This window comes from Mesorhizobium sp. B2-3-7, assembly GCF_006442695.1.
In the GTDB taxonomy this organism is placed as follows: Bacteria; Pseudomonadota; Alphaproteobacteria; order Rhizobiales; family Rhizobiaceae; genus Mesorhizobium.
Genome location: NZ_VFVV01000003.1, coordinates 365,972 through 385,681, shown reverse-complemented (window position 1 = coordinate 385,681; position 19,710 = coordinate 365,972). Strand labels below are relative to the sequence as shown.

Genomic DNA, 19,710 nt, shown 5'->3' with positions numbered 1-19,710 from the left:
TGTTATTACATTAGTCAACAAGCCAATCGAGCGGAATTGTGGCTGCCGGCTCAACTTGCCGTGACTCTCCGGCGCCGCTGGTCCAAGGGGATTTGGAACGCTCGGCCTTGCCCGAAGCCGGTGCCAACTTTAAAGAGGCGCGATCACAAAGGAAGGAAACTCCCATGAGCATTCGTCGCATCGATGTTGGCCCACGCATGAGCCAGATCGTCATTCACGGCAATACCGTCTATCTGGCCGGCCAGGTTGGGGAGCCGGGCGGTAATGTCGCCTCGCAGACCCGCGATATTCTGGCGACGATCGACGAATTGTTGGCCAAGGCCGGCACCGACAAGACCAAGATCGTCCAGGCGATCATCTGGCTGGCCGACATGGGTACTTTCGCCGAGATGAACTCGGAATGGGACAAGTGGGTGCCCCAGGGCCACACGCCCGCTCGCGCCACCGGCGAAGCCAAGCTCGCCGGTCCGGAATATCTGGTCGAGATCATTATCACCGCGGCGATCTGAGGCGCTGCGCTTTCCCTTCTCCCCTTCCTTGCGAGGCAAAAAGGGGAGAAGGGAAGAGATGCTATCCGTGTGACGGCGTGAATCTTGCCACCAACGTGTGGCTCTCGGCTGCATAGGTGAAGCGCACATGGGTGACCGGGTGCTCGGCACTCCATGTCCGGCGCTCGACCACAAGACAGGCCGCACCAAGGCCGATGTCGAGGGCATCGGCAACACGCTCGTCGGCGGCAACAGCACGAATGCGATGCTCGGCCTCGCTCCACGGCACACGGCCGATCAGCCACGGGCCCGGTGCAATGTCGAGGAACTCTTCCTCGCCGGCTTCCGTGACGGCGGAGAGATTGATCAGCCGCTCTTCGAGCGCGAACGGCCGCTCTCCGGCGAAATGCAGGCATTCCAGCGATAGTACCCAACCCGAGGCAGAAAGCCCGAGCAGCGACCGGTCTTGCGCGCTGCTGCGCCGCTTCAGGCGCGCCAGCCGCTCATAGCGATAGGGCAGGCCGAGCGCTTCGACCTCGATCCTGATGTCGTGGATTTCCAGCACCGCCGCTTGCGATTGCGGCTGACGCACGAAGCTGCCTGAGCGCCGGCGGCGTTCGATCAGTCCTGACTTGGCAAGCTGCGACAGCGCCTTGTTCACCGTCATGCGCGAGCAATCATATTCGGCCGTCAGCTCGTGCTCGAACGGGATGCGATGCCCCGGCGCCCAGGCGCCGGACAGGATTTTCTCGCTTATGTCCGACAGGATGCGCTGATGCAGCGACACCGTCTCGCCGCCCTCCGTCTCCGCTGTCGCCACCATGCTCATGGGCTGTCCCTGATCAGCCTGCCGAAAGCGCGGTCATGACATTGCGGAAACACGCCGCGATGGCGTCGCGCCTGGCGTGCCTGCCGCCGCTGACTTGCTTTTGGCCGTGCACCCAGACGCAATCGACCTTGGTGCCGTTGGCGAAGATCCAGGCGTCGAGGATCGCGTCTCCGGTCTTGCCGGCAAGCGAAGCCTGGCTGTGGTCGAGCGATACGAGGTCGGCGGATGCGCCAATGGCGATCCGCGAGGCGCCGGCGCCAAGGGCGACGCTGCCGCCGTCAAGCGCTGCGTCGAACAGCGCGCGGCCGGTCGAGCCGCCGGCGACCGCCAGCACGTTGCGGGCGCGGTGGGCAAGACGCTGCGAATATTCGAGTTGCCGAAGTTCGTCCGGCAGCCCGATCAGCACGTTGGAATCGGAGCCGACGCCGAAGCGGCCGCCATGTTGCGCGAACAGCGGCGCCGCAAAAATGCCATCGCCGAGATTGGCTTCGGTGATCGGGCACAGCCCCGCGATCGCGCCGCTTTTTGCCATCGCCATGGTCTCGGCATCGGTCATATGGGTGGCATGGATCAGGCACCAGCGCCGGTCGACATTGGCATGGCCAAGCAGAAACTCGACTGGACGCGCGCCCGACCAGGCGATGCAGTCCTCGACCTCCTTCACTTGTTCCGCGACGTGGATGTGGATCGGTCCCTCCGGCGTCATCGCAGCGACTTGTCGCAACTCCTCGACCGTCGCCGCACGCAAACTATGGGGGGCGACGCCGATGACCGCTTGATTCAAGGTGCGAACGCATTCGCGACTTTTCTCAACCAGGCGTGAGAACCGGTTAACATCATTGAGAAATCTGCGCTGACCTTCGTTGGGAGCCGCGCCGCCGAAAGAAGAGTGTGCATAGAAGACCGGCAGCAGCGTCAAGCCTATGCCGGTTTCTGCGGCGGCGGCCGCGATGCGCTCGGCCATTTCGGCAATGTTGGCGTAGGGCTTTCCGTCGCGGTCGTGATGCAGATAATGAAATTCGCCCACACGCGAAAAGCCGGCCTCCAGCATCTCGACATAGAGCTGGGCGGCTACCGCCTCGACCTGGTCGGGCGTCATCGACAGCGCGAAACGGTACATCACCTCGCGCCAACTCCAGAAACTGTCGGCCGACGGGCCGCGCAACTCGGCAAGTCCGGCCATGCCGCGCTGGAACGCGTGGCTATGCAGGTTGGGCATGCCCGGCAGGACGATGGCGTGGCGCTCGTCGCCGGTGTTCGGCGCAACCCCGGCGTCGATTGCCGCAACGCGGCCTCCGCCCAGGGCGATGCGCACATTGCTTCGCCAGCCTTCCGGCAGAAGCGCCTGTTCCGCAAAGATCGCCGTCACGTTGTTCTCCGAATCCTGGCTTATGATGACAATAGCACTTGCGGTGCTTTTTAATATGTATATACATAACCGCCATCCTTTCAAAGGGAAAATATGATGGCTGGAGAAAGCAGGAGCCGGGCGGCGGCGGTTCGCATATGGCGCAATGCGCGCCTGGCGACTTTTGCCGAAGGGGCAGGGCAGGGCGTCGTCGAAAAGGGCGCCGTCGCCGCGCGTGACGGCATCATCGTCTATGCCGGCGCCGAAGCCGATATTCCGGCGGCGTTCGAGCAGCGTGCCGAGATCGTCGATTGCGAGGGCCGCTGGATCACGCCCGGCCTGATCGACTGCCACACCCATCTCGTCCATGCCGGCGACCGCGCCAACGAGTTCGAGATGCGGCTGGCCGGCGCCACCTATGAGGAGGTCGCCAGGGCCGGCGGCGGCATCGTCTCGTCGGTTAGGGCCTTGCGTGCCGCGGGTGAGGACGAACTGGTCGCTCAGACACTGCCGCGTCTCGATGCGCTGATCGCCGAGGGCGCCACCACCGTCGAGGTCAAGTCCGGCTATGGCCTTGACCTGGAAAACGAGAAAAAGTCGCTGCGCGCGGCGCGCCGCCTGGGCGCCGAGCGCCCGGTGACGATCCGCACGACCTTTCTCGGCGCCCATGCCTTGCCGCCGGAAGCCAAGGGCGACAAGGACGCCTTCATCGATCTCATCACCGCCACGATCCTGCCGGCCATTGCTGCCGACGGGCTTGCCGACGCCGTCGATGGTTTCTGCGAAGGCATCGCGTTTTCGGTCGAGCAGATGGCACGGGTCTTCGAAGCCGCAAAGGCGCTTGGCCTGCCGGTAAAGCTCCATGCCGACCAATTGTCGAACCTGCATGGCGCCGAACTCGCCGCGCGCTATGGCGCGTTGTCGGCCGATCATCTCGAATACACCGATGAGGCAGGCGCGGCGGCAATGGCTGCATCGGGCAGCGTGGCGACGATCCTGCCCGGCGCCTACTATTTTATTCGCGAAACGAAGAAACCTCCGATCGAATTATTCCGCAGGCATGACGTCAGGATGGCCGTCGCCACCGACAACAATCCCGGCACCTCGCCGCTGACGTCGTTGCTGCTGACCATGAACATGGCGGCGACCTTGTTCGGCATGACGGTCGATGAATGCCTCGCGGGCGTGACCCGCGAAGCCGCCCGCGCACTGGGTCTGCTCGGACAGACCGGCACGCTGGAGGCGGGGAAATCCGCCGATCTAGCGATCTGGAGCATCGAGCGCCCTGCCGAACTCGTCTACCGCATGGGCTTCAACCCCTTGCACGCGCGCATCTGGAGAGGACAATGACCGAACTCGTACTGAAACCCGGCAACGTGACCCTGGCCGACTGGCGCGCCATCTATCGCGGCGCCGTGCCCAGGCTCGACGATGCCTGCCGGCCAAGGATCAAGGCGAGTGCGGAGGCTGTCGCACGCATCGTCGCCAAGGGCGAGCCGGTCTATGGCATCAACACCGGTTTCGGCAAACTGGCCAGCGTCCGCATTCCTGCCCAGGATCTCGAAACGCTCCAGCGCAACATCGTGCTCTCGCACGCCGCCGGCGTCGGCGAGCCGATGCCGGTCGCTGTTTGCAGGCTGATGATGGCCCTGAAGCTTGCCAGCCTGGCGCAAGGCGCCTCCGGTGTGCGGTCGCGCACCATCGAGCTGCTGGAAGCGATGCTGGCCAACGATGTCATCCCGGTGGTGCCGGCGCAAGGTTCGGTCGGCGCCTCCGGCGACCTCGCGCCGCTGTCACACATGACGGCCGTGATGATCGGCGTCGGCGAATGCTTCACGCCGCATGGCCGCTTCCCGGCCAAGGTCGCCTTCGTCTCGCATGGGCTGGAGCCTGTCATCCTTGGCGCCAAGGAAGGGCTGGCGCTGCTTAACGGCACGCAATTCTCGACCGCCTACGCGCTGGCGGGCTTGTTCGAGGCCGAAGTTCTCTACCAGTCGGCACTGGTCGCGGGTGCACTGTCCACCGACGCCGCCAGGGGCTCGGACGCCCCCTTCGATCCGCGCATCCATCTCTTGAGGAAGCATCGCGGCCAGATCGAGACGGCGAATGCGCTACGCAGTCTGATGGCCGGCAGCGCCATCCGCGAATCCCACCGCGTCGGCGACGAGCGCGTGCAGGATCCCTATTGCCTGCGCTGCCAGCCGCAGGTGATGGGGGCCGCTCTGGACGTGTTGCGCAAGGCGGCTGACACGCTCGGCACGGAAGCCAATGGCGTCACCGACAATCCCTTGATCTTCGCCGAGGACGACACCGCCTTGTCGGGCGGCAATTTCCATGCCGAGCCGGTGGCTTTCGCTGCCGACATGATCGCACTCGCCGTCTGCGAGATCGGCTCGCTGTCGGAGCGCCGCATCGCCATGCTGGTCGACCCTGCGCTGTCGGGCATGCCCGCCTTTTTGACGCCGAAGCCCGGCCTGAATTCCGGCTTCATGATCCCGCAGGTGACGGCGGCAGCGCTGGTTTCCGAAAACAAGCAGAAGGCCTATCCAGCAAGCGTCGATTCGATCCCGACCTCGGCCAACCAGGAGGATCACGTCTCGATGGCCGCACATGGTGCGCGCCGGCTGATCGGCATGGTCGAGAACGCCACGGCCGTCATCGGCATCGAGTTGCTGGCCGCGACCCAGGGCTGCGATTTCCACGCGCCGCTTGCTTCCAGCGCCGCACTCGAAGCGGTGCGCAAATTGGTCAGGGCCGAGGTGCCGCATCTCGACAACGACCGGCATTTCCATCCCGACATGGAGAAAGCCATCGCCATGGTGCGAAGCGGTGCGGCGGTGAAGGCGGCGAGCGCGGTGGCGCTGCCGGGGATTGCCTCATGAGAGTGCTTGGCATGATAGGTCTCGTTCCTTCGCATCCCAGCCGTAGAGCTCCAACTTGCGGAGATCTCGCATGACACCTCCTTGGCTGACGGTAAATCAAGGCACCGCACCGCTGCTGGTTTCCATGCCGCACACCGGCATCGATCTCGCCGGTCTCGACAACCGGCTGGTCTCGAGCTGGCTTGGCCAGCGCGACTGCGACTGGTGGATCGACAAGCTCTATGATTTTGCCGCAGGTCTTGGCGCCACCGTCGTGCACACCGCCATCTCGCGCACCGTCATCGACGTCAATCGCGATCCGTCCGGGGCCTCGCTCTACCCTGGTCAGGCGACGACCGGCCTCTGCCCGACCGAAACCTTCGATGGCGATCCGCTCTACCGTACAGGCGAGGAACCGGGACCGTCGGAAATCGACGAGCGCCGCCGAAAATTCTTCATGCCCTATCATGCCGCGCTCCAGGCCGAGATCGACCGGCTGCGCGGATTGCATGGCAAAATCGTCCTCTATGACTGCCACTCGATCCGCTCTGTGCTGCCGCGCCTGTTCGATGGCACGCTGCCGGTCTTCAATCTCGGCACCAATGACGGCAAGAGCACGGATCCGGCGCTGCAGGAAAAGGTCGCCGGGATCCTGGCCGAGACCGGCGAGACCTTCGTGGTCAATGGCCGCTTCAAGGGCGGGTGGATCACGCGCCATTTCGGCCAGCCGCAAAACGGCGTCCATGCGCTGCAGATGGAACTGTCCAACCGCGGCTACATGCGAGAGCCCGAAGGCAAGGGCGCGCCCGACAACTGGCCGGTGCCTTACGACGCCGCCTTCGCCGCGCCGATCCGCGCCACGCTGACATCCATCCTCGAGACCGCGATTTCGTGGGTCGAGAGCTGACGCCTCGCCGCACTCATCTGAAAGGGAAGTGACGACATGACCGATCCTCGCCACAACATCCGCGAAGTGCGCAGCCCCCGCGGCGACAAGCTCAATGCCAGGTATTGGACGACCGAAGCGCCGCTGCGCATGCTGATGAACAATCTCGATCCCGATGTCGCCGAAAATCCCAACGAACTGGTCGTCTATGGCGGCATCGGCCGGGCCGCGCGCACCTGGAACGATTTCGACCGCATCGCCGCTTCGCTGAAGACGCTTGGCGAGGACGAGACGCTGCTGGTGCAGTCCGGCAAGCCGGTCGGCGTCTTCCGCACCCATCCGGACGCGCCGCGCGTTTTGATCGCCAACTCCAATTTGGTGCCGCATTGGGCGACCTGGGAGAAATTCAACGAGCTCGATAGGAAAGGCCTGATGATGTACGGCCAGATGACGGCCGGCTCGTGGATCTATATCGGCACGCAAGGCATCGTGCAGGGCACCTACGAGACCTTCGTCGAAGCCGGACGCCAGCACTATGGCGGCGATCTCAGGGGCAAATGGATCCTGACTGGCGGCCTCGGCGGCATGGGCGGCGCGCAGCCTCTCGCCGCCGTCATGGCCGGCGCCTGCTGCCTGGCCGTCGAATGCGATCCCGACCGCATCGATTTCCGGCTGCGCACCCGCTATGTCGACGAGCGGGCGGACACGCTTGACGAGGCGCTGGAGAAGATCGAGCGCTGGACCAGGGCGGGCGAGGCGAAATCGGTCGGCCTGGTCGGCAACACCGCCGATATCGTGCCGGAACTGGTGCGGCGCGGCGTGCGCCCCGACATGGTCACCGACCAGACCTCGGCGCACGATCCGTTGAACGGCTATCTGCCCAAGGGCTGGACGCTCGCCGAGTGGCGCGAGAAGCGCACGTCCGACCCGAAAGCAGTCGAGAAAGCCGCCCGCGCCTCGATGCGCGAGCATGTCGAGGCGATGGTGGCCTTCTGGAACGCCGGCGTGCCGACGCTCGACTACGGCAACAACATCCGCCAGGTCGCCAAGGAAGAAGGCTTCGAGAACGCCTTTGCCTTTCCCGGTTTCGTGCCGGCCTATATCCGCCCGCTGTTCTGCCGCGGCATCGGCCCGTTCCGCTGGGCGGCCCTTTCCGGCGACCCGCAGGACATCTATAAGACCGATGCCAAGGTGCGCGAACTGACGCCCGGCAACACCCATTTGCACAACTGGCTGGACATGGCGCGCGAGCGCATCGCCTTCCAGGGCTTGCCGGCGCGCATCTGCTGGGTCGGCCTCGGCGACCGCCACCGGCTGGGCCTGGCCTTCAACGAGATGGTCGCCAGAGGCGAACTCAAGGCGCCTGTCGTCATTGGCCGCGACCATCTCGATTCCGGCTCGGTCGCGTCGCCAAACCGCGAGACGGAGGCGATGAAGGACGGCTCGGACGCGGTGTCCGACTGGCCGCTGCTCAACGCCTTGCTCAACACGGCGTCGGGCGCCACCTGGGTGTCGCTGCACCATGGCGGCGGCGTCGGGATGGGCTTTTCCCAGCATGCCGGCATGGTCATCGTCGCGGACGGCACGCCTGAGGCAGCCAGGCGCCTGGAGCGGGTGCTGTGGAATGATCCGGCGACCGGCGTCATGAGGCACGCCGACGCCGGCTACGACATCGCCATCGACTGCGCCAGGGAGCATCAGCTCAATTTGCCCGGCATTCTGGGATAACAGGCCGACCGATGCGCGTCCTGCGGGCAGCCGAATACAAATCGATGCCATGGAAGAACGGCGGCGGCGTGACGACGGAAATCGCCGTCTCGCCGGCCGATGCCGGGCCCGACACCTTCGATTGGCGTGTCTCCATGGCCCGCGTCGAAGGCAGCGGGCCGTTCTCCAGCTTTGCCGGCATTGACCGCACCCTGTCGGTATTGGAAGGCGAGGGGATCATTCTTGATGTCGCCGGCGAGCCGCCGGCGTGCCTGACCGCCGCTTCAGCGCCGTTTTCCTTTCCAGCCGACCGGCCGACCAGTGCCGAACTGATCGCCGGTCCGATCACCGATCTCAACGTGATGACCCGGCGTGGCCGCATGAGGCATTCCGTCGAACGCCTCGTAATGTCGAACCCTTTGGAAATCGGGATTGAAAGCAGAGCGACCCTCGTCCTGTGCCTGGGTGGGGAAGTCTTGGTTTCCGCCGCAGAGCCTATTCGCCTTAGCCACCTCGACGCACTCCTGACTGCCTCAGCCACAGCTGGCCTGCGCATCAAGCCCATCGACCACCCGACAGTATTCGTGGTCCGGATCGATGGCATTCGACCCAACGATTAACGCTTGTTTCCAAACATGATCGTGATGCCGGCGAAATATAGGGTAAGCTCCAGCCGGGATCACGAAAAAGCCTGAATCCTTTCCGTCGATCGGTCTCGGCGGGAGTGAGGGGCGTTCGTCTTTGAAACTGTCGAAAGACGATGCCTTGTCGTGGTGCGGAAACAATTTTCGGCAAAAGCTGGGCATGCAACCAATTGCATTTGAATCGGTTTTAGGGCCATTGCCGTGGCGGTGACGCCGCTGAGTGCCCGCTTACGGAATTTTCAATGAATATTCAGACGAATCCAGCACAAATCGAAAAGACTAGCGCGAGCTTCCCGCCCATCACGGAAGAACCGATAAGATCCATTTTCCTGCCGGAGGAACGCCTTCGGCTGCTCGGTGAAAGCCTGGCCAAGGGCGATCTCGCGGATCTGTTCGGCCTGACACCGTTCGATTTCCAGGCCCGCATCCGCGACAGCGCCAAGAAGATCCTCGAGGTCTACCGTTCGACCAACGCCGCGCAGGCGAGGGGCGAGACCATCACGCCCGCGGCGCAATGGCTGCTCGACAACAACTATCTGGTCGAGGAAACCATTTTCCAGGTCAAGCGCGACCTGCCGCGCCGCTTCTATCGTCAACTGCCGACGCTGAAGCTGCCGGACGGCGGCGGCGTGCCGCGCGCGCTGGCGCTGGCCTGGACTTATGTGGCGCATTCCGACAGTTCCGTCTCCGCGACCATGTTCAAGGCCATCGTCCAGGGCTTCCAGTCGGTCGAGCCGCTGAAGATCGGCGAACTCTGGGCGCTGCCGTCGCTGTTGCGCTTCGTTCTGATCGAAAATCTTCGCCGCCTTGCGGTCAGGGTCAACCGCACCCGGCAGATGCGCCAGATCGCCAATGATGTCGCGGACAAGGTGCTGGCGACCGACGATACCCGCGACCGGCAAGCGATCCTGGCCAATTTCAGCGCGCACGCCCAGGACACCACCTTTGCCACGCAACTGCTCTACCGCTTGCGCGACGGCTCGCAGAATGCAGGCAAGGCGCTGGAGTGGCTGGAAGGCGAACTCGAGAAGACCGGCTCGGACGCCGAGGAAATCATCATTTCCGAGCATCATACGCTGTCCAGCGGCAATGTGACGACCGGCAACATCATACGCGGCCTGCGTCTCATCAACGATATCGACTGGACGGTGTGGTTCGAGGGCGTCAGCCGTATCGACACGGTGCTGCGCGAGCGCACCGACTTCGCCGCGCTCGATTTCTTCTCGCGTGACCAGTACCGGACCGCGATCGAAGAGCTGGCCCGCCGCTCGAATCTGTCGGAATATCGCGTCGCCGAAAAGGCGATCGAACTGGCCGGCCAGATCACCAACGAAATTGCATCCGCCGCCGACGGCGCAGATGGCCTTGCGGCTCCTTTAGCGCACACGGATGTCGGTTTTTTCCTTGTCGGGCCACGCCGGCTGGAGCTGGAAAAGGCGATCGGCTACCGACCGACCGTCAGTCAGACCGTCAAGCGCACCTTTGCCAAGACCGGATGGCTGGGCATCGTCCTGCCGGTCTTTGCGCTGACCGTGCTGCTGCTGGTGGTTTCCGGCAATGCCCTTGCCAATCTCGGCCTGTCTGTGCCTTCGATCGTCTTGATGCTGGCGCTGTTTGCCGTGCCGGCCAGCGAAGGCGCGCTCGCTTTCTTCAATACCGTTGTCTCGCTGTTCCTCAAGCCGACGCGCCTTATCGGCTATGACTACAGGCACGGCGTGCCGTCCGAGGCACGCACGCTGGTGGTGGTGCCGTCGCTGATCGGCTCGCGCGACGACGTCGAGGAAAACATCCGCAACATCGAAGTGCACTACCTCGCCAATCTGGCGGACGAGATCCACTTCGCCCTGCTGTCGGACTGGCCCGACAGCAAGACCGAGATCGACGCAGCCGACACCGAGATCCTCGAATTCGCCCGTGACGAGATCGCCCGCCTCAACGCCCGCTATCCCGCCGAAGGCGCACCGCGCTTTTATCTCCTGCACCGGCGCCGGCTCTACAATGCCGCGCAGGGATGCTGGATGGGCTGGGAGCGCAAACGCGGCAAGCTGCACGAGCTTGACCTGCTGCTGCGCGGCGACAGCGACACCACCTTCCTGCCGCTCGATGTGCCGCTGCCGGAAAAAGTCGTTCACGTAATGACGCTCGACGCCGACACGCGCACCACCCGCGACGCGGTCGCTACGCTTGTCGGCAAGCTTTGCCACCCGCTCAACCGACCGCATTTCGATGCCACCAGGCGCATCGTCACCTCGGGCTACACGATCCTGCAGCCACGCATTACCGCCTCGCTGACCAGCGGCGACGAGGCGTCGTTCTTCCAACGGGTCTTCTCGGCCAATCGCGGCCTCGATCCTTATGTCTTTGCGGTGTCCGACCTGTACCAGGACGTCTTCGGCGACGGTTCCTTTACTGGCAAGGGCCTCTACCACGTGGACGCCTTCGAGGCCGCGTTGCAGGGCCGCATCGAGGAAAACACCATCCTCAGCCACGATCTGCTCGAAGGCGCGCTGGCGCGTTCGGCGCTCGTCACCGACGTCGAACTGGTCGAGGATTACCCGACCCGCTACTCGGTCGACGCCTCACGCCATCATCGCTGGGCGCGGGGCGACTGGCAACTCCTGGGCTTCATCCTCGATCCGCGCTCCGGCGTCCCGGCACTGTCGCGCTGGAAGATGGTCGACAATCTGCGCCGCTCCCTGACGCCGATCTTCTGGGTGATGGCGGCGATCGCCGGCTGGACGCTGCTGCCCTTCACGCAGGCAGCACAATGGCAGGCATTGCTGATCCTCAGCCTGTTCATGGCGCCCACTTTCGACGTCGTCAACGCCATACTGCCCAAGAGCGGTGACCAGACGCCGCGCGGCCATTTCTCCGCACTGGCGCGCGACGTCGCCTTCGGCACCGCCATGGTGGCATTGAAGATCGTGCTTATGGCGCATAACGCCTGGATGATGGGCGACGCCATCGTGCGCACGCTCTACCGGCTGTTCGTCTCCCGGCAGAACCTGCTGGAATGGCGCACCGCCTCGCAGGCGCACAAGGCCGGCGACAACGACATCGGCTCCTACTACGGCATGATGTACGGCGCCGTGATCATCGGCTTCGTCGGCCTCGCCATTCCGGTGCTGGCCGATTCCACCGGCGCCTTCGTCGCCTTTTTCTTCGCTCTGTTCTGGATTGGCTCCCCGGCGATCGCAAGCTGGATCAGCCGCTCGGCCGAGACCGAGGACCGGCTGCGCATCTCGCAGGCCGACATCCACGCGCTGCGCACCGTGGCGCGCCGCACCTGGCACTATTTCGAAACCTTCGTCACGGCCGAGCATCATCATCTGCCGCCGGACAATTTCCAGGAGAGCCCGGCGCCAGTCGTTGCGCCGCGCACCTCCCCGACCAATATCGGCGTCTATCTCCTGTCGGTCGTCTCGGCCCGCGATTTCGGCTGGATCAGCCTGTCCGACGCCATCACCCGCATCGATGCCACCATGACGACCATCGAGAGCATGCCGCGTAGCCGCGGCCATCTCTTCAACTGGTACGACACCACCACACTGAAGCCGCTCTATCCGCTCTACATCTCGGCTGTCGACAGCGGCAATCTCGCCGGCCATCTGGTGGCGGTGGCGGCGGCCTGCGCCGAATGGGCCGAGGCGCCGTCCGTTCATCTCCAGGGCGATTTCGAGGGCATCCTCGACACAGTGACCATCCTCGGCGAGAGCCTGGATGAGCTGCCCGACGACCGCCGTCAGCTGCGGCCGCTGCGCCAGCGCCTTGCCGACCGCCTCGACGGCATGCGGCGCGCCGTCGACACCATCAAGGCGCAGCCGGAAATGGCCTCGATCCGCACCATCAATTTGGCTGTGCTGGCCGGCGAGATCCGCAAGCTCGCCACCGCCATCCACACCGAGGCGGCATCGCCACAGAGCGATGTCATCGTCGACTGGGCGGCCAGGCTCGAAGCGACCTGCGAGGCGCATGTCCACGACGCTCACAGCGACGACAACGCGGTCGAGGCGCTGCGGGCCAAGCTGCTCACCCTGCGCGAGCGCACGCGCCGCTTCGCCTTCGAGATGGAGTTCTCGTTCCTGATGCGGCCGGAGCGCAAGCTGCTGTCGATCGGCTACCGGGTCGAGGAGCACCAGCTCGACGAGAGCTGCTACGATCTTCTGGCCTCCGAGGCGCGGCTGACCAGCCTGTTCGCCATCGCAAAGGGCGACCTGCCGACTGAGCACTGGTTCCGGCTTGGCCGGCCGATCGTCGAGATCGGCTTCCAGGGCGCGCTGATGTCCTGGTCCGGCTCGATGTTCGAGTATCTGATGCCGCCGCTGGTGATGAAGGAACCGCAAGGTTCGATTCTCAACCAGACCAGCAAGCTGATCATCAAGCGCCAGATCCAGTATGGCCGTCAGAAGAATGTGCCCTGGGGCATTTCGGAAGCGGCCTACAATGCCCGCGACCGCGAGCTGACCTACCAGTACACCAATTTCGGCGTGCCCGGTCTCGGGCTGAAGCGCGGTCTTGGCCAGAACACGGTGATCGCGCCTTACGCCACCGTGCTGGCCGCGCAGTTCAACCCGCGTGAAGCGGTGCAGAACCTAGCGCGCCTGCGGGAACTCGGCGCGCTTGGCCGCCATGGTTACTACGACGCGGTCGATTTCACGCCGCAGCGCGTGCCGGAAGGCACCGATCACGTCGTCGTGCAGAACTACATGGCCCACCATTCCGGCATGTCGATCGCGGCGGTGGCCGATGCCATTTTCGAGGGTCGCCTGCGCGACCGTTTCCACAGCGATCCGGTCATCGAGTCGGCCGAACTTCTGCTCCAGGAGAGGGCGCCGCGCGACATCCCGACCGCGACCGTCAGGACCGAGGCGGACGAACGGGCGAAGGACGAGACCGAAACCGAGAGTCCCGACACCCGCATCGTGCTCGATCCTGTGCGGGCGCTGCGTTCGACCAACGTGATGTCGAACGGCCGCTATTCGGTGATGGTCACCGCGACAGGCTCCGGCTACAGCCGGTGGGGCGATCTGTCCGTCACGCGCTGGCAGCCGGACCCGACCGAGGACCGGCTCGGCTCCTACATTTTCCTGCGCGACGCCGGCACTGGTGATTGGTGGTCGGCGACGGCGGAGCCCAAGCGCGCGGCCGAGGAGCGCACCCAGACGCTGTTCTCCGACGACAAGGCGAGCTTCGTCAAACTGGTCGGCACGCTGCGCTCCGAGGTCGAATGCATCGTCATCTCGGAAGGCAATGGCGAAGGCCGGCGCGTGACGCTGTTCAACGAGGGACCGACCGACCGCCACATCGAAGTGACCTCCTTCGCCGAGCTCGTGCTGGGCCTGGAGGTATCTGACAATGCCCATCCCGCCTTCTCGAAAATGTTCGTGGAGACCGAAATTGCCCCCAACAATGGGGCGATCTTCGCCACGCGGCGCAAGCGTGAGACTAGCGAGCCAGACGTGACGATGGTGCATTTCGTCACCGACCCGTCCGGTCCGGCGCGCGACGCCGAAGCCGAGACCGACAGGCGCGCCTTCATCGGCCGCGGCCGCACCATCGTCGACGCTGCGGCGTTCGATCCGGGCGCCCGGCTTGGCGGCCATTCCGGCTTCACCCTCGATCCCGTCGCCTCGCTGCGCCGCCAGGTTCGCGTGCCCGCCAACAAGAAGATATCGCTGACCTTCTGGACCGTCGTCGGTTCCAACCGCGCGGAGCTGGAGGAGGCCATTGCCCGGCTCGACCACCCGGAGAGCTTTGCCCGACAGGCAATGCTTGCCTGGACGCGCAGCCAGGTGCAGACCCGGCATCTCGGCCTCAGCCTGGCCGACGCCGCCAACGTACAGAAGCTGGCGCGCTATCTGATCTATCCCGATCCGTTCCTGCGCCTGCCGGCCGAATCCATCGCTTCGGGACTGGGCAAGCAGTCGAGCCTGTGGCCGACCAGCATCTCCGGCGATTTCCCGATCTTCCTGGTCAGGATCGGCGACGTCGCCGATCTCGAAATCGTCGCCCAGGCGCTGCGTTTCCAGGAGTACATGCGCACCCGTGGCATGATGATCGATTTCGTCGTCGTCAACGAACAGGCCTCGTCCTATGTGCAGGACCTGCAGCGAGCAGTCGAATCCCTGTGCGAGAACAGCCGCTTGCGCGGCAAGGAGCTCGGACCGCGCCAGCACATATTCGCCGTGCGCCGCGACCTGATGGACGAGACCACCTACAAGACGCTGCTTGCGGTTGCCCGCGTGGTTCTGCACACGCGCAACGGCACCATCTTCGATCAGATCGAGCGGGCCGAAGTGGCCGCCTTGCAGGCGCGCGATGCCCAGCAGCCGGCGGCATTGCCCGAATTGGGGTCTATGACGCATTCCTTTGGCTCGCAGGCCCTGGCGGCGGACGGGCACGGGCTCAGCCAATGGAACGGGTTCGGTGGTTTCGAGGGCGACGGGCGGCATTATGTCGTGCGCCTGGCCGGCCGCAGCACCACGCCCCAACCCTGGATCAATGTTATTTCCAACGCCTCGTTCGGCTTCCACGTCTCCGCCGAAGGCGCTGCCTTCACCTGGAGCCGCAACAGCCGCGATTACCAACTGACGCCGTGGTCGAACGATCCGGTTTCGAACCGGCCCGGTGAGGGCATCTATATCTATGATCACGCCAGTGGCCGGGCATTCTCGCCGCTCGCCGCCGTGGTGCGCGATCCGTCGATGACTTACGAGACGTGGCACGGCCAAGGGTTCTCCACCTTCCGGTCGAAGCGCGGCTCATTGTCGATGGACCTCACCCATGTCGTCGACCCGGTCGACCCGGTGAAGATTTCCCGCCTGCGCATCCAGAATGCCGGCCCGGCGCCGGCCAGGCTGCGCGTCTATGCCTATGCCGAATGGGTGCTGGGCGGACATCGCTCGCGCACGGCGGCGACCATCGTTCCGTCGCGCGATGCCGCCACCGGCGCCTTGCTGGCACAGAACCCCTACGGGCTCGATTTCGGGGAGCGCGTCGCCTTCCTCGCCGCCGATGACGGCGTGCATTCGGTGACAGCAGACCGGACTGAATTCCTGGGCCGGCACGGCACCAGCGAGTTTCCGCAGGCGGTGCTGAGCGGCGCGGGACTGTCAGGCCGCGTGGAGGCCGGCGACGATCCCTGCGCTGCAATCGCCCGCGACATCGATGTTCCGGCCGGCGGCGACGTCACGCTGTTCTGGCTGCTCGGGGACGCCGGCTCGGCCGCGGAAGCGAGCGCCCTGGTGCGCAAGCATCGGGGCAGGGATTTCGACCAGCGTCTGGCCGACAACGAGCGCGAGTGGCGCGGCTTCCTCGACACCATTCAGGTCGAAACGCCGGACAAGGCGCTCGACGCCATGGTCAACCACTGGCTGCCCTACCAGAGCCTCGCCTGCCGCATCCGCGCCCGCTCTGCCTTCTATCAGGCCAGTGGCGCCTTCGGCTTCCGCGACCAGTTGCAGGACACGCTGGCTCTGCTGGCGCACGATCCCAAACTGGCGCGAGACCAGATCCTCAACGCGGCGCGTCGGCAGTTCCCTGAAGGCGACGTGCAGCATTGGTGGCTGCCGCGCACCGGGGCGGGTGTGCGTACGCTGATCTCCGACGACGTGGTCTGGCTGGCCCATGCCACCGCGCGCTACCTGCTGGTGACGGGTGACGCCACCATCCTGAAGGAGCAGCTGCCCTTCATCGATGGACAGCCGCTGGGCGAGGGCGAGCACGATGCTTTCTTCACGCCCGAAATTTCGAAAAAGACGGCGTCCCTTTACGAGCATTGCGCGCGTGCGCTCGATCTTGCCATTGCGCGCAGCAGTCCCGCCGGGCTGCCGCTGATCCTCGGCGGCGACTGGAATGACGGCATGAACCGCGTCGGCGAGCAAGGCAAGGGCGAGAGCGTCTGGCTCGGATGGTTCCTGCTGCGGACGCTGGGCGACTTCGCCGCCGTGGCCAAGACGGAGGGTGATGCCAAGCACGCGCAGGCCTGGGCAAAGCATGCCGACGCGCTGAAACGCGCGCTGGAGAGCACGGCATGGGACGGCGAATGGTATCGGCGCGGCAGTTTTGACGATGGCACGCCGCTCGGTTCGCGCTCATCCCAGGAGTGCAGGATCGACTCCATCGCCCAGTCCTGGAGCGTGCTCTCGGGCGAGGGCGATCCGGCGCGTTCGACGACGGCGATGCAGCAGGCAACCAAGCTGCTCGTCGACGACGAACTCAAGATCCTCAAGCTGTTCACGCCGCCCTTTTCGAAGACGAAGAAGGACCCGGGCTACATCAAGAGCTACCCGCCGGGCGTTCGCGAGAATGGCGGCCAGTATACTCATGCCGCCACCTGGTTCGTCATCGCGCTGGCCGAAATGGGGCTGAACGACGAAGCCTATCGCTGCTTCTCGATGCTGAACCCGGTCAACCACGCATTGGACGAGGCCTCGGCAGAGCGCTACCGTGTCGAGCCCTACGTCGTTGCGGCCGATATCTACGCCGGCGACGGCAATGCCAGCGACAACAAGGGCGGTCGCGGTGGCTGGACGTGGTACACGGGCTCGGCGGGCTGGCTGTACCGGGCGGCGGTCGAAGGCATTCTCGGCATCGAGCGGCGTGGAAAGCAGATCACGTTTAGGCCGAAACTGCCCAGCCATTGGGATGGCTACGCCGCCACGCTCAAAATGCTGGGGGCCGAAGTCACGGTGCGTGTCGTCCGCGACAAAAAGACCAAGTCGATCTCGCTTGAAGTTGATGGTTCGAAGACGAAATCCGCGTCTTTCCAACCGAAGGCTGGTAGCAAGGTCGAAGTTGTCGTGAAGATACCCTCGTAAAATCAACAGCTTCAACCCTGTCCCGCGCATCCTCCGGAATGCGCGGGACAGTCTTTTGTCTATTTGCAGATCTCCACTTGGGCAGCCGGCGGATCCGGTCGGGCCATGCCGGGCAAGATCGCCGTGATTAAAAATGTGGCAGCGCTCAGCGGCTGCCATGATTTTGCCGCAAGGCTGACATTTCACCTTTTATCTCAACCCGTTAGGTGATCACGTGAGATTTCGCATCGTCGTCATCTTTTGTTCGCTAAACGGGAACGGAAGGGATAGACGGGCATTGTTTTGCGACGCGTTAACCGATACGTGTCAAGAAATGGTGCGGTGCACAATAAATGTTTTGGCGGAGTAGCTGAAGTGTCCCTTCTGCAAATCTACTGGCGAGCGCTCGGTTATTTGGCAGCTGACAGGAAACGCGTGGCGCTGATCTGCTCAGCCAATGTCGCGCTGGCCATCATCGCCATCCTGGAGCCGATCATGTTCGGTCGCGTGATCGACGCGATTTCCGCACACGGCTCCGTCTTTTCGACGCTCGCCCTCTGGGCCGGCCTCGGCGCCTTCAACATCATCGCGTTCGTTCTTGTGGCGCGCGGCGCCGACCGCTTCGCCCACGCCCGGCGCAGCGAAGTGCTCTGCGACTCCTTCGAGCGCGTCATCACCATGCCGCTCGCCTGGCATCATCAGCGCGGCACGTCCAATTCGCTGCACACGCTGCTGCGTGCCGTGGAGACCTTGTTCAGCCTCTGGCTCGAATTCATGCGCCAGCATCTGTCCACCGCCGTCGCGCTGTTCCTGTTGATCCCGACCGCGCTCAGCATGGACGTGCGCATGTCGATGGTGCTGCTGGCTCTCGGCGTGCTCTATGTCGGCATCGGCCGGCTGGTGATGAAGCGGACCAAGGCGGGCCAGGCCGCCGTGGAGCGCCACTATCATACCGTATTCGCCCATGTGACGGACTCGGTCAGCAACGTCGCCGTTTTGCAGAGCTACAACCGCCTCGGCCATGAGGCCGATACGCTGCGCCGCTACGTCAAGAACCTGCTCGATGCGCAGAACCCTGTGCTCGACTGGTGGGCCATGGCCAATGCGCTGCATCGCCTGTCGTCGACGATTTCGATGATGGTGGTGCTTTTGATCGGCGCCTATCTGGTCACCCACGGCCAGCTGCGCATCGGCGACGTCATCGCCTTCACCGGTTTTGCAACGCTGCTGATCGCCCGTCTCGACCAGATGTCGGCATTCGCCAACCAGATTTCGGAGGCCCGCGCCAAGCTCGAGGATTTCTACCATCTCGAGGACTCAGCGGCCGACGCCGCCGAACCGGACGGGCTGCGCGATCTCACGAACGTCACCGGCCATGTCCGTTTCGAGAATGTCGGCTTCGAATTCGCCAATTCGGGGCAGGGCATCCACGACGTCTCCTTCGAGGTCCAGGCGGGCCAGACCGTAGCCATCGTTGGGCCGACCGGCGCCGGCAAGACCACGCTCATCAATCTGTTGCAGCGCGTCTTCTCGCCGTCCACCGGCCGTATCCTGATCGACGGCATCGACACCCGCACCGTGACCCGCAAGTCGCTGCGCCATTCGATCGCCACCGTGTTCCAGGATGCAGGCCTGCTCAACCGCTCGATCGAGGACAACATCCGCGTCGGCCGCTCCGATGCGACCAACGACGAGATCCATGCCGCCGCCGACGCGGCTGCCGCACAGGACTTCATCCTGGCCAAGAGCAATGGCTACGACACGGTGGTCGGCGAACGCGGCGGCCAGTTGTCTGGCGGCGAGCGCCAGCGCATCGCCATTGCCCGCGCCGTGCTGAAGGATGCTCCGATCCTGGTGCTGGATGAGGCGACCAGCGCCCTCGACGTCGAGACAGAAGACCGCGTCAAGGAAGCGATCGACGAATTGCGCCGCGACCGCACCACCTTCATCATCGCCCACCGCCTGACTACCGTCCGCGACGCCGATCTGGTCGTGTTCATGGACAAGGGCAGGGTGGTCGAAATGGGTGGCTTCGCCGAGCTGTCGCTGCGCAACGGCCGTTTCGCCAGCCTGCTGCGCGCCGGCGGCCTGCTCAACGACGAAGAGGTCCGCCGCCTCAGCCGCTCGATACAGGGCGAGGCCGCCTGAG

General features: G+C 64.5%; 10 protein-coding genes. 8 read left to right on the top strand and 2 right to left on the bottom strand.

The window, feature by feature from the left end:
• The first annotated feature begins 164 nt into the window (after positions 1–164).
• Entirely contained in the window at positions 165–509 is a 345-nt protein-coding gene (locus FJ940_RS08720; RefSeq protein WP_056562755.1) for a RidA family protein, read from the top strand.
• A gap of 61 nt (positions 510–570) precedes the next feature.
• On the opposite strand, the gene hutC is transcribed toward FJ940_RS08720, so the two are convergent.
• A complete protein-coding gene (hutC, locus tag FJ940_RS08715; protein ID WP_140557053.1) occupies positions 571–1,317 on the bottom strand; it encodes a histidine utilization repressor in 747 nt (248 codons plus the stop codon).
• A gap of 13 nt (positions 1,318–1,330) precedes the next feature.
• A complete protein-coding gene (locus FJ940_RS08710; RefSeq protein ID WP_140656159.1) occupies positions 1,331–2,686 on the bottom strand; it encodes a formimidoylglutamate deiminase in 1,356 nt (451 codons plus the stop codon).
• 96 nt (positions 2,687–2,782) lie between these two features.
• Here FJ940_RS08710 and hutI point away from each other — a divergent pair, with 96 nt between their 5' ends.
• From hutI to FJ940_RS08675, 7 genes are all read left to right on the top strand, one after another.
• The gene (gene hutI, locus FJ940_RS08705; RefSeq protein WP_140494145.1) at positions 2,783–4,015 is read left to right on the top strand and encodes an imidazolonepropionase; all 1,233 of its coding nucleotides are present in this window, start codon (positions 2,783–2,785) and stop codon (positions 4,013–4,015) included.
• On the top strand, positions 4,012–5,547 hold the full coding sequence (hutH, locus tag FJ940_RS08700) for a histidine ammonia-lyase (protein ID WP_140656156.1): 1,536 nt from the start codon (positions 4,012–4,014) through the stop codon (positions 5,545–5,547). Before hutI ends, hutH begins: the two co-directional genes overlap by 4 nt.
• A gap of 70 nt (positions 5,548–5,617) precedes the next feature.
• Positions 5,618–6,433 carry an N-formylglutamate deformylase gene (gene hutG, locus FJ940_RS08695; protein WP_140583764.1) on the top strand — a complete coding sequence of 272 codons (816 nt, stop codon included), beginning with the start codon at positions 5,618–5,620 and terminating at the stop codon, positions 6,431–6,433.
• A gap of 36 nt (positions 6,434–6,469) precedes the next feature.
• Complete coding sequence (gene hutU, locus FJ940_RS08690; RefSeq protein WP_140656154.1) at positions 6,470–8,140, top strand: urocanate hydratase; 1,671 nt, start codon at positions 6,470–6,472, stop codon at positions 8,138–8,140.
• A gap of 11 nt (positions 8,141–8,151) precedes the next feature.
• Entirely contained in the window at positions 8,152–8,739 is a 588-nt protein-coding gene (locus FJ940_RS08685; RefSeq protein ID WP_140656152.1) for a HutD family protein, read from the top strand.
• A 266-nt stretch (positions 8,740–9,005) separates the two neighbouring features.
• Positions 9,006–17,582 carry a glucoamylase family protein gene (locus FJ940_RS08680; protein WP_140656149.1) on the top strand — a complete coding sequence of 2,859 codons (8,577 nt, stop codon included), beginning with the start codon at positions 9,006–9,008 and terminating at the stop codon, positions 17,580–17,582.
• A 354-nt stretch (positions 17,583–17,936) separates the two neighbouring features.
• Positions 17,937–19,709: a glucan ABC transporter ATP-binding protein/ permease gene (locus FJ940_RS08675; RefSeq protein WP_140521731.1), complete on the top strand. Its 1,773-nt coding sequence runs from the start codon at positions 17,937–17,939 to the stop codon at positions 19,707–19,709.
• The last annotated feature ends 1 nt before the right edge of the window (position 19,710 follow it).

Coding starts and splice junctions, on each gene's coding strand:
- hutI (WP_140494145.1), top strand. CDS start 2,783: ATGGCTGGAGAAAGCAGGAGCCGGGCGGCGGCGGTTCGCATATGGCGC.
- FJ940_RS08720 (WP_056562755.1), top strand. CDS start 165: ATGAGCATTCGTCGCATCGATGTTGGCCCACGCATGAGCCAGATCGTC.
- FJ940_RS08685 (WP_140656152.1), top strand. CDS start 8,152: ATGCGCGTCCTGCGGGCAGCCGAATACAAATCGATGCCATGGAAGAAC.
- hutG (WP_140583764.1), top strand. CDS start 5,618: ATGACACCTCCTTGGCTGACGGTAAATCAAGGCACCGCACCGCTGCTG.
- FJ940_RS08680 (WP_140656149.1), top strand. CDS start 9,006: ATGAATATTCAGACGAATCCAGCACAAATCGAAAAGACTAGCGCGAGC.
- hutH (WP_140656156.1), top strand. CDS start 4,012: ATGACCGAACTCGTACTGAAACCCGGCAACGTGACCCTGGCCGACTGG.
- hutC (WP_140557053.1), bottom strand. CDS start 1,317: ATGAGCATGGTGGCGACAGCGGAGACGGAGGGCGGCGAGACGGTGTCG.
- hutU (WP_140656154.1), top strand. CDS start 6,470: ATGACCGATCCTCGCCACAACATCCGCGAAGTGCGCAGCCCCCGCGGC.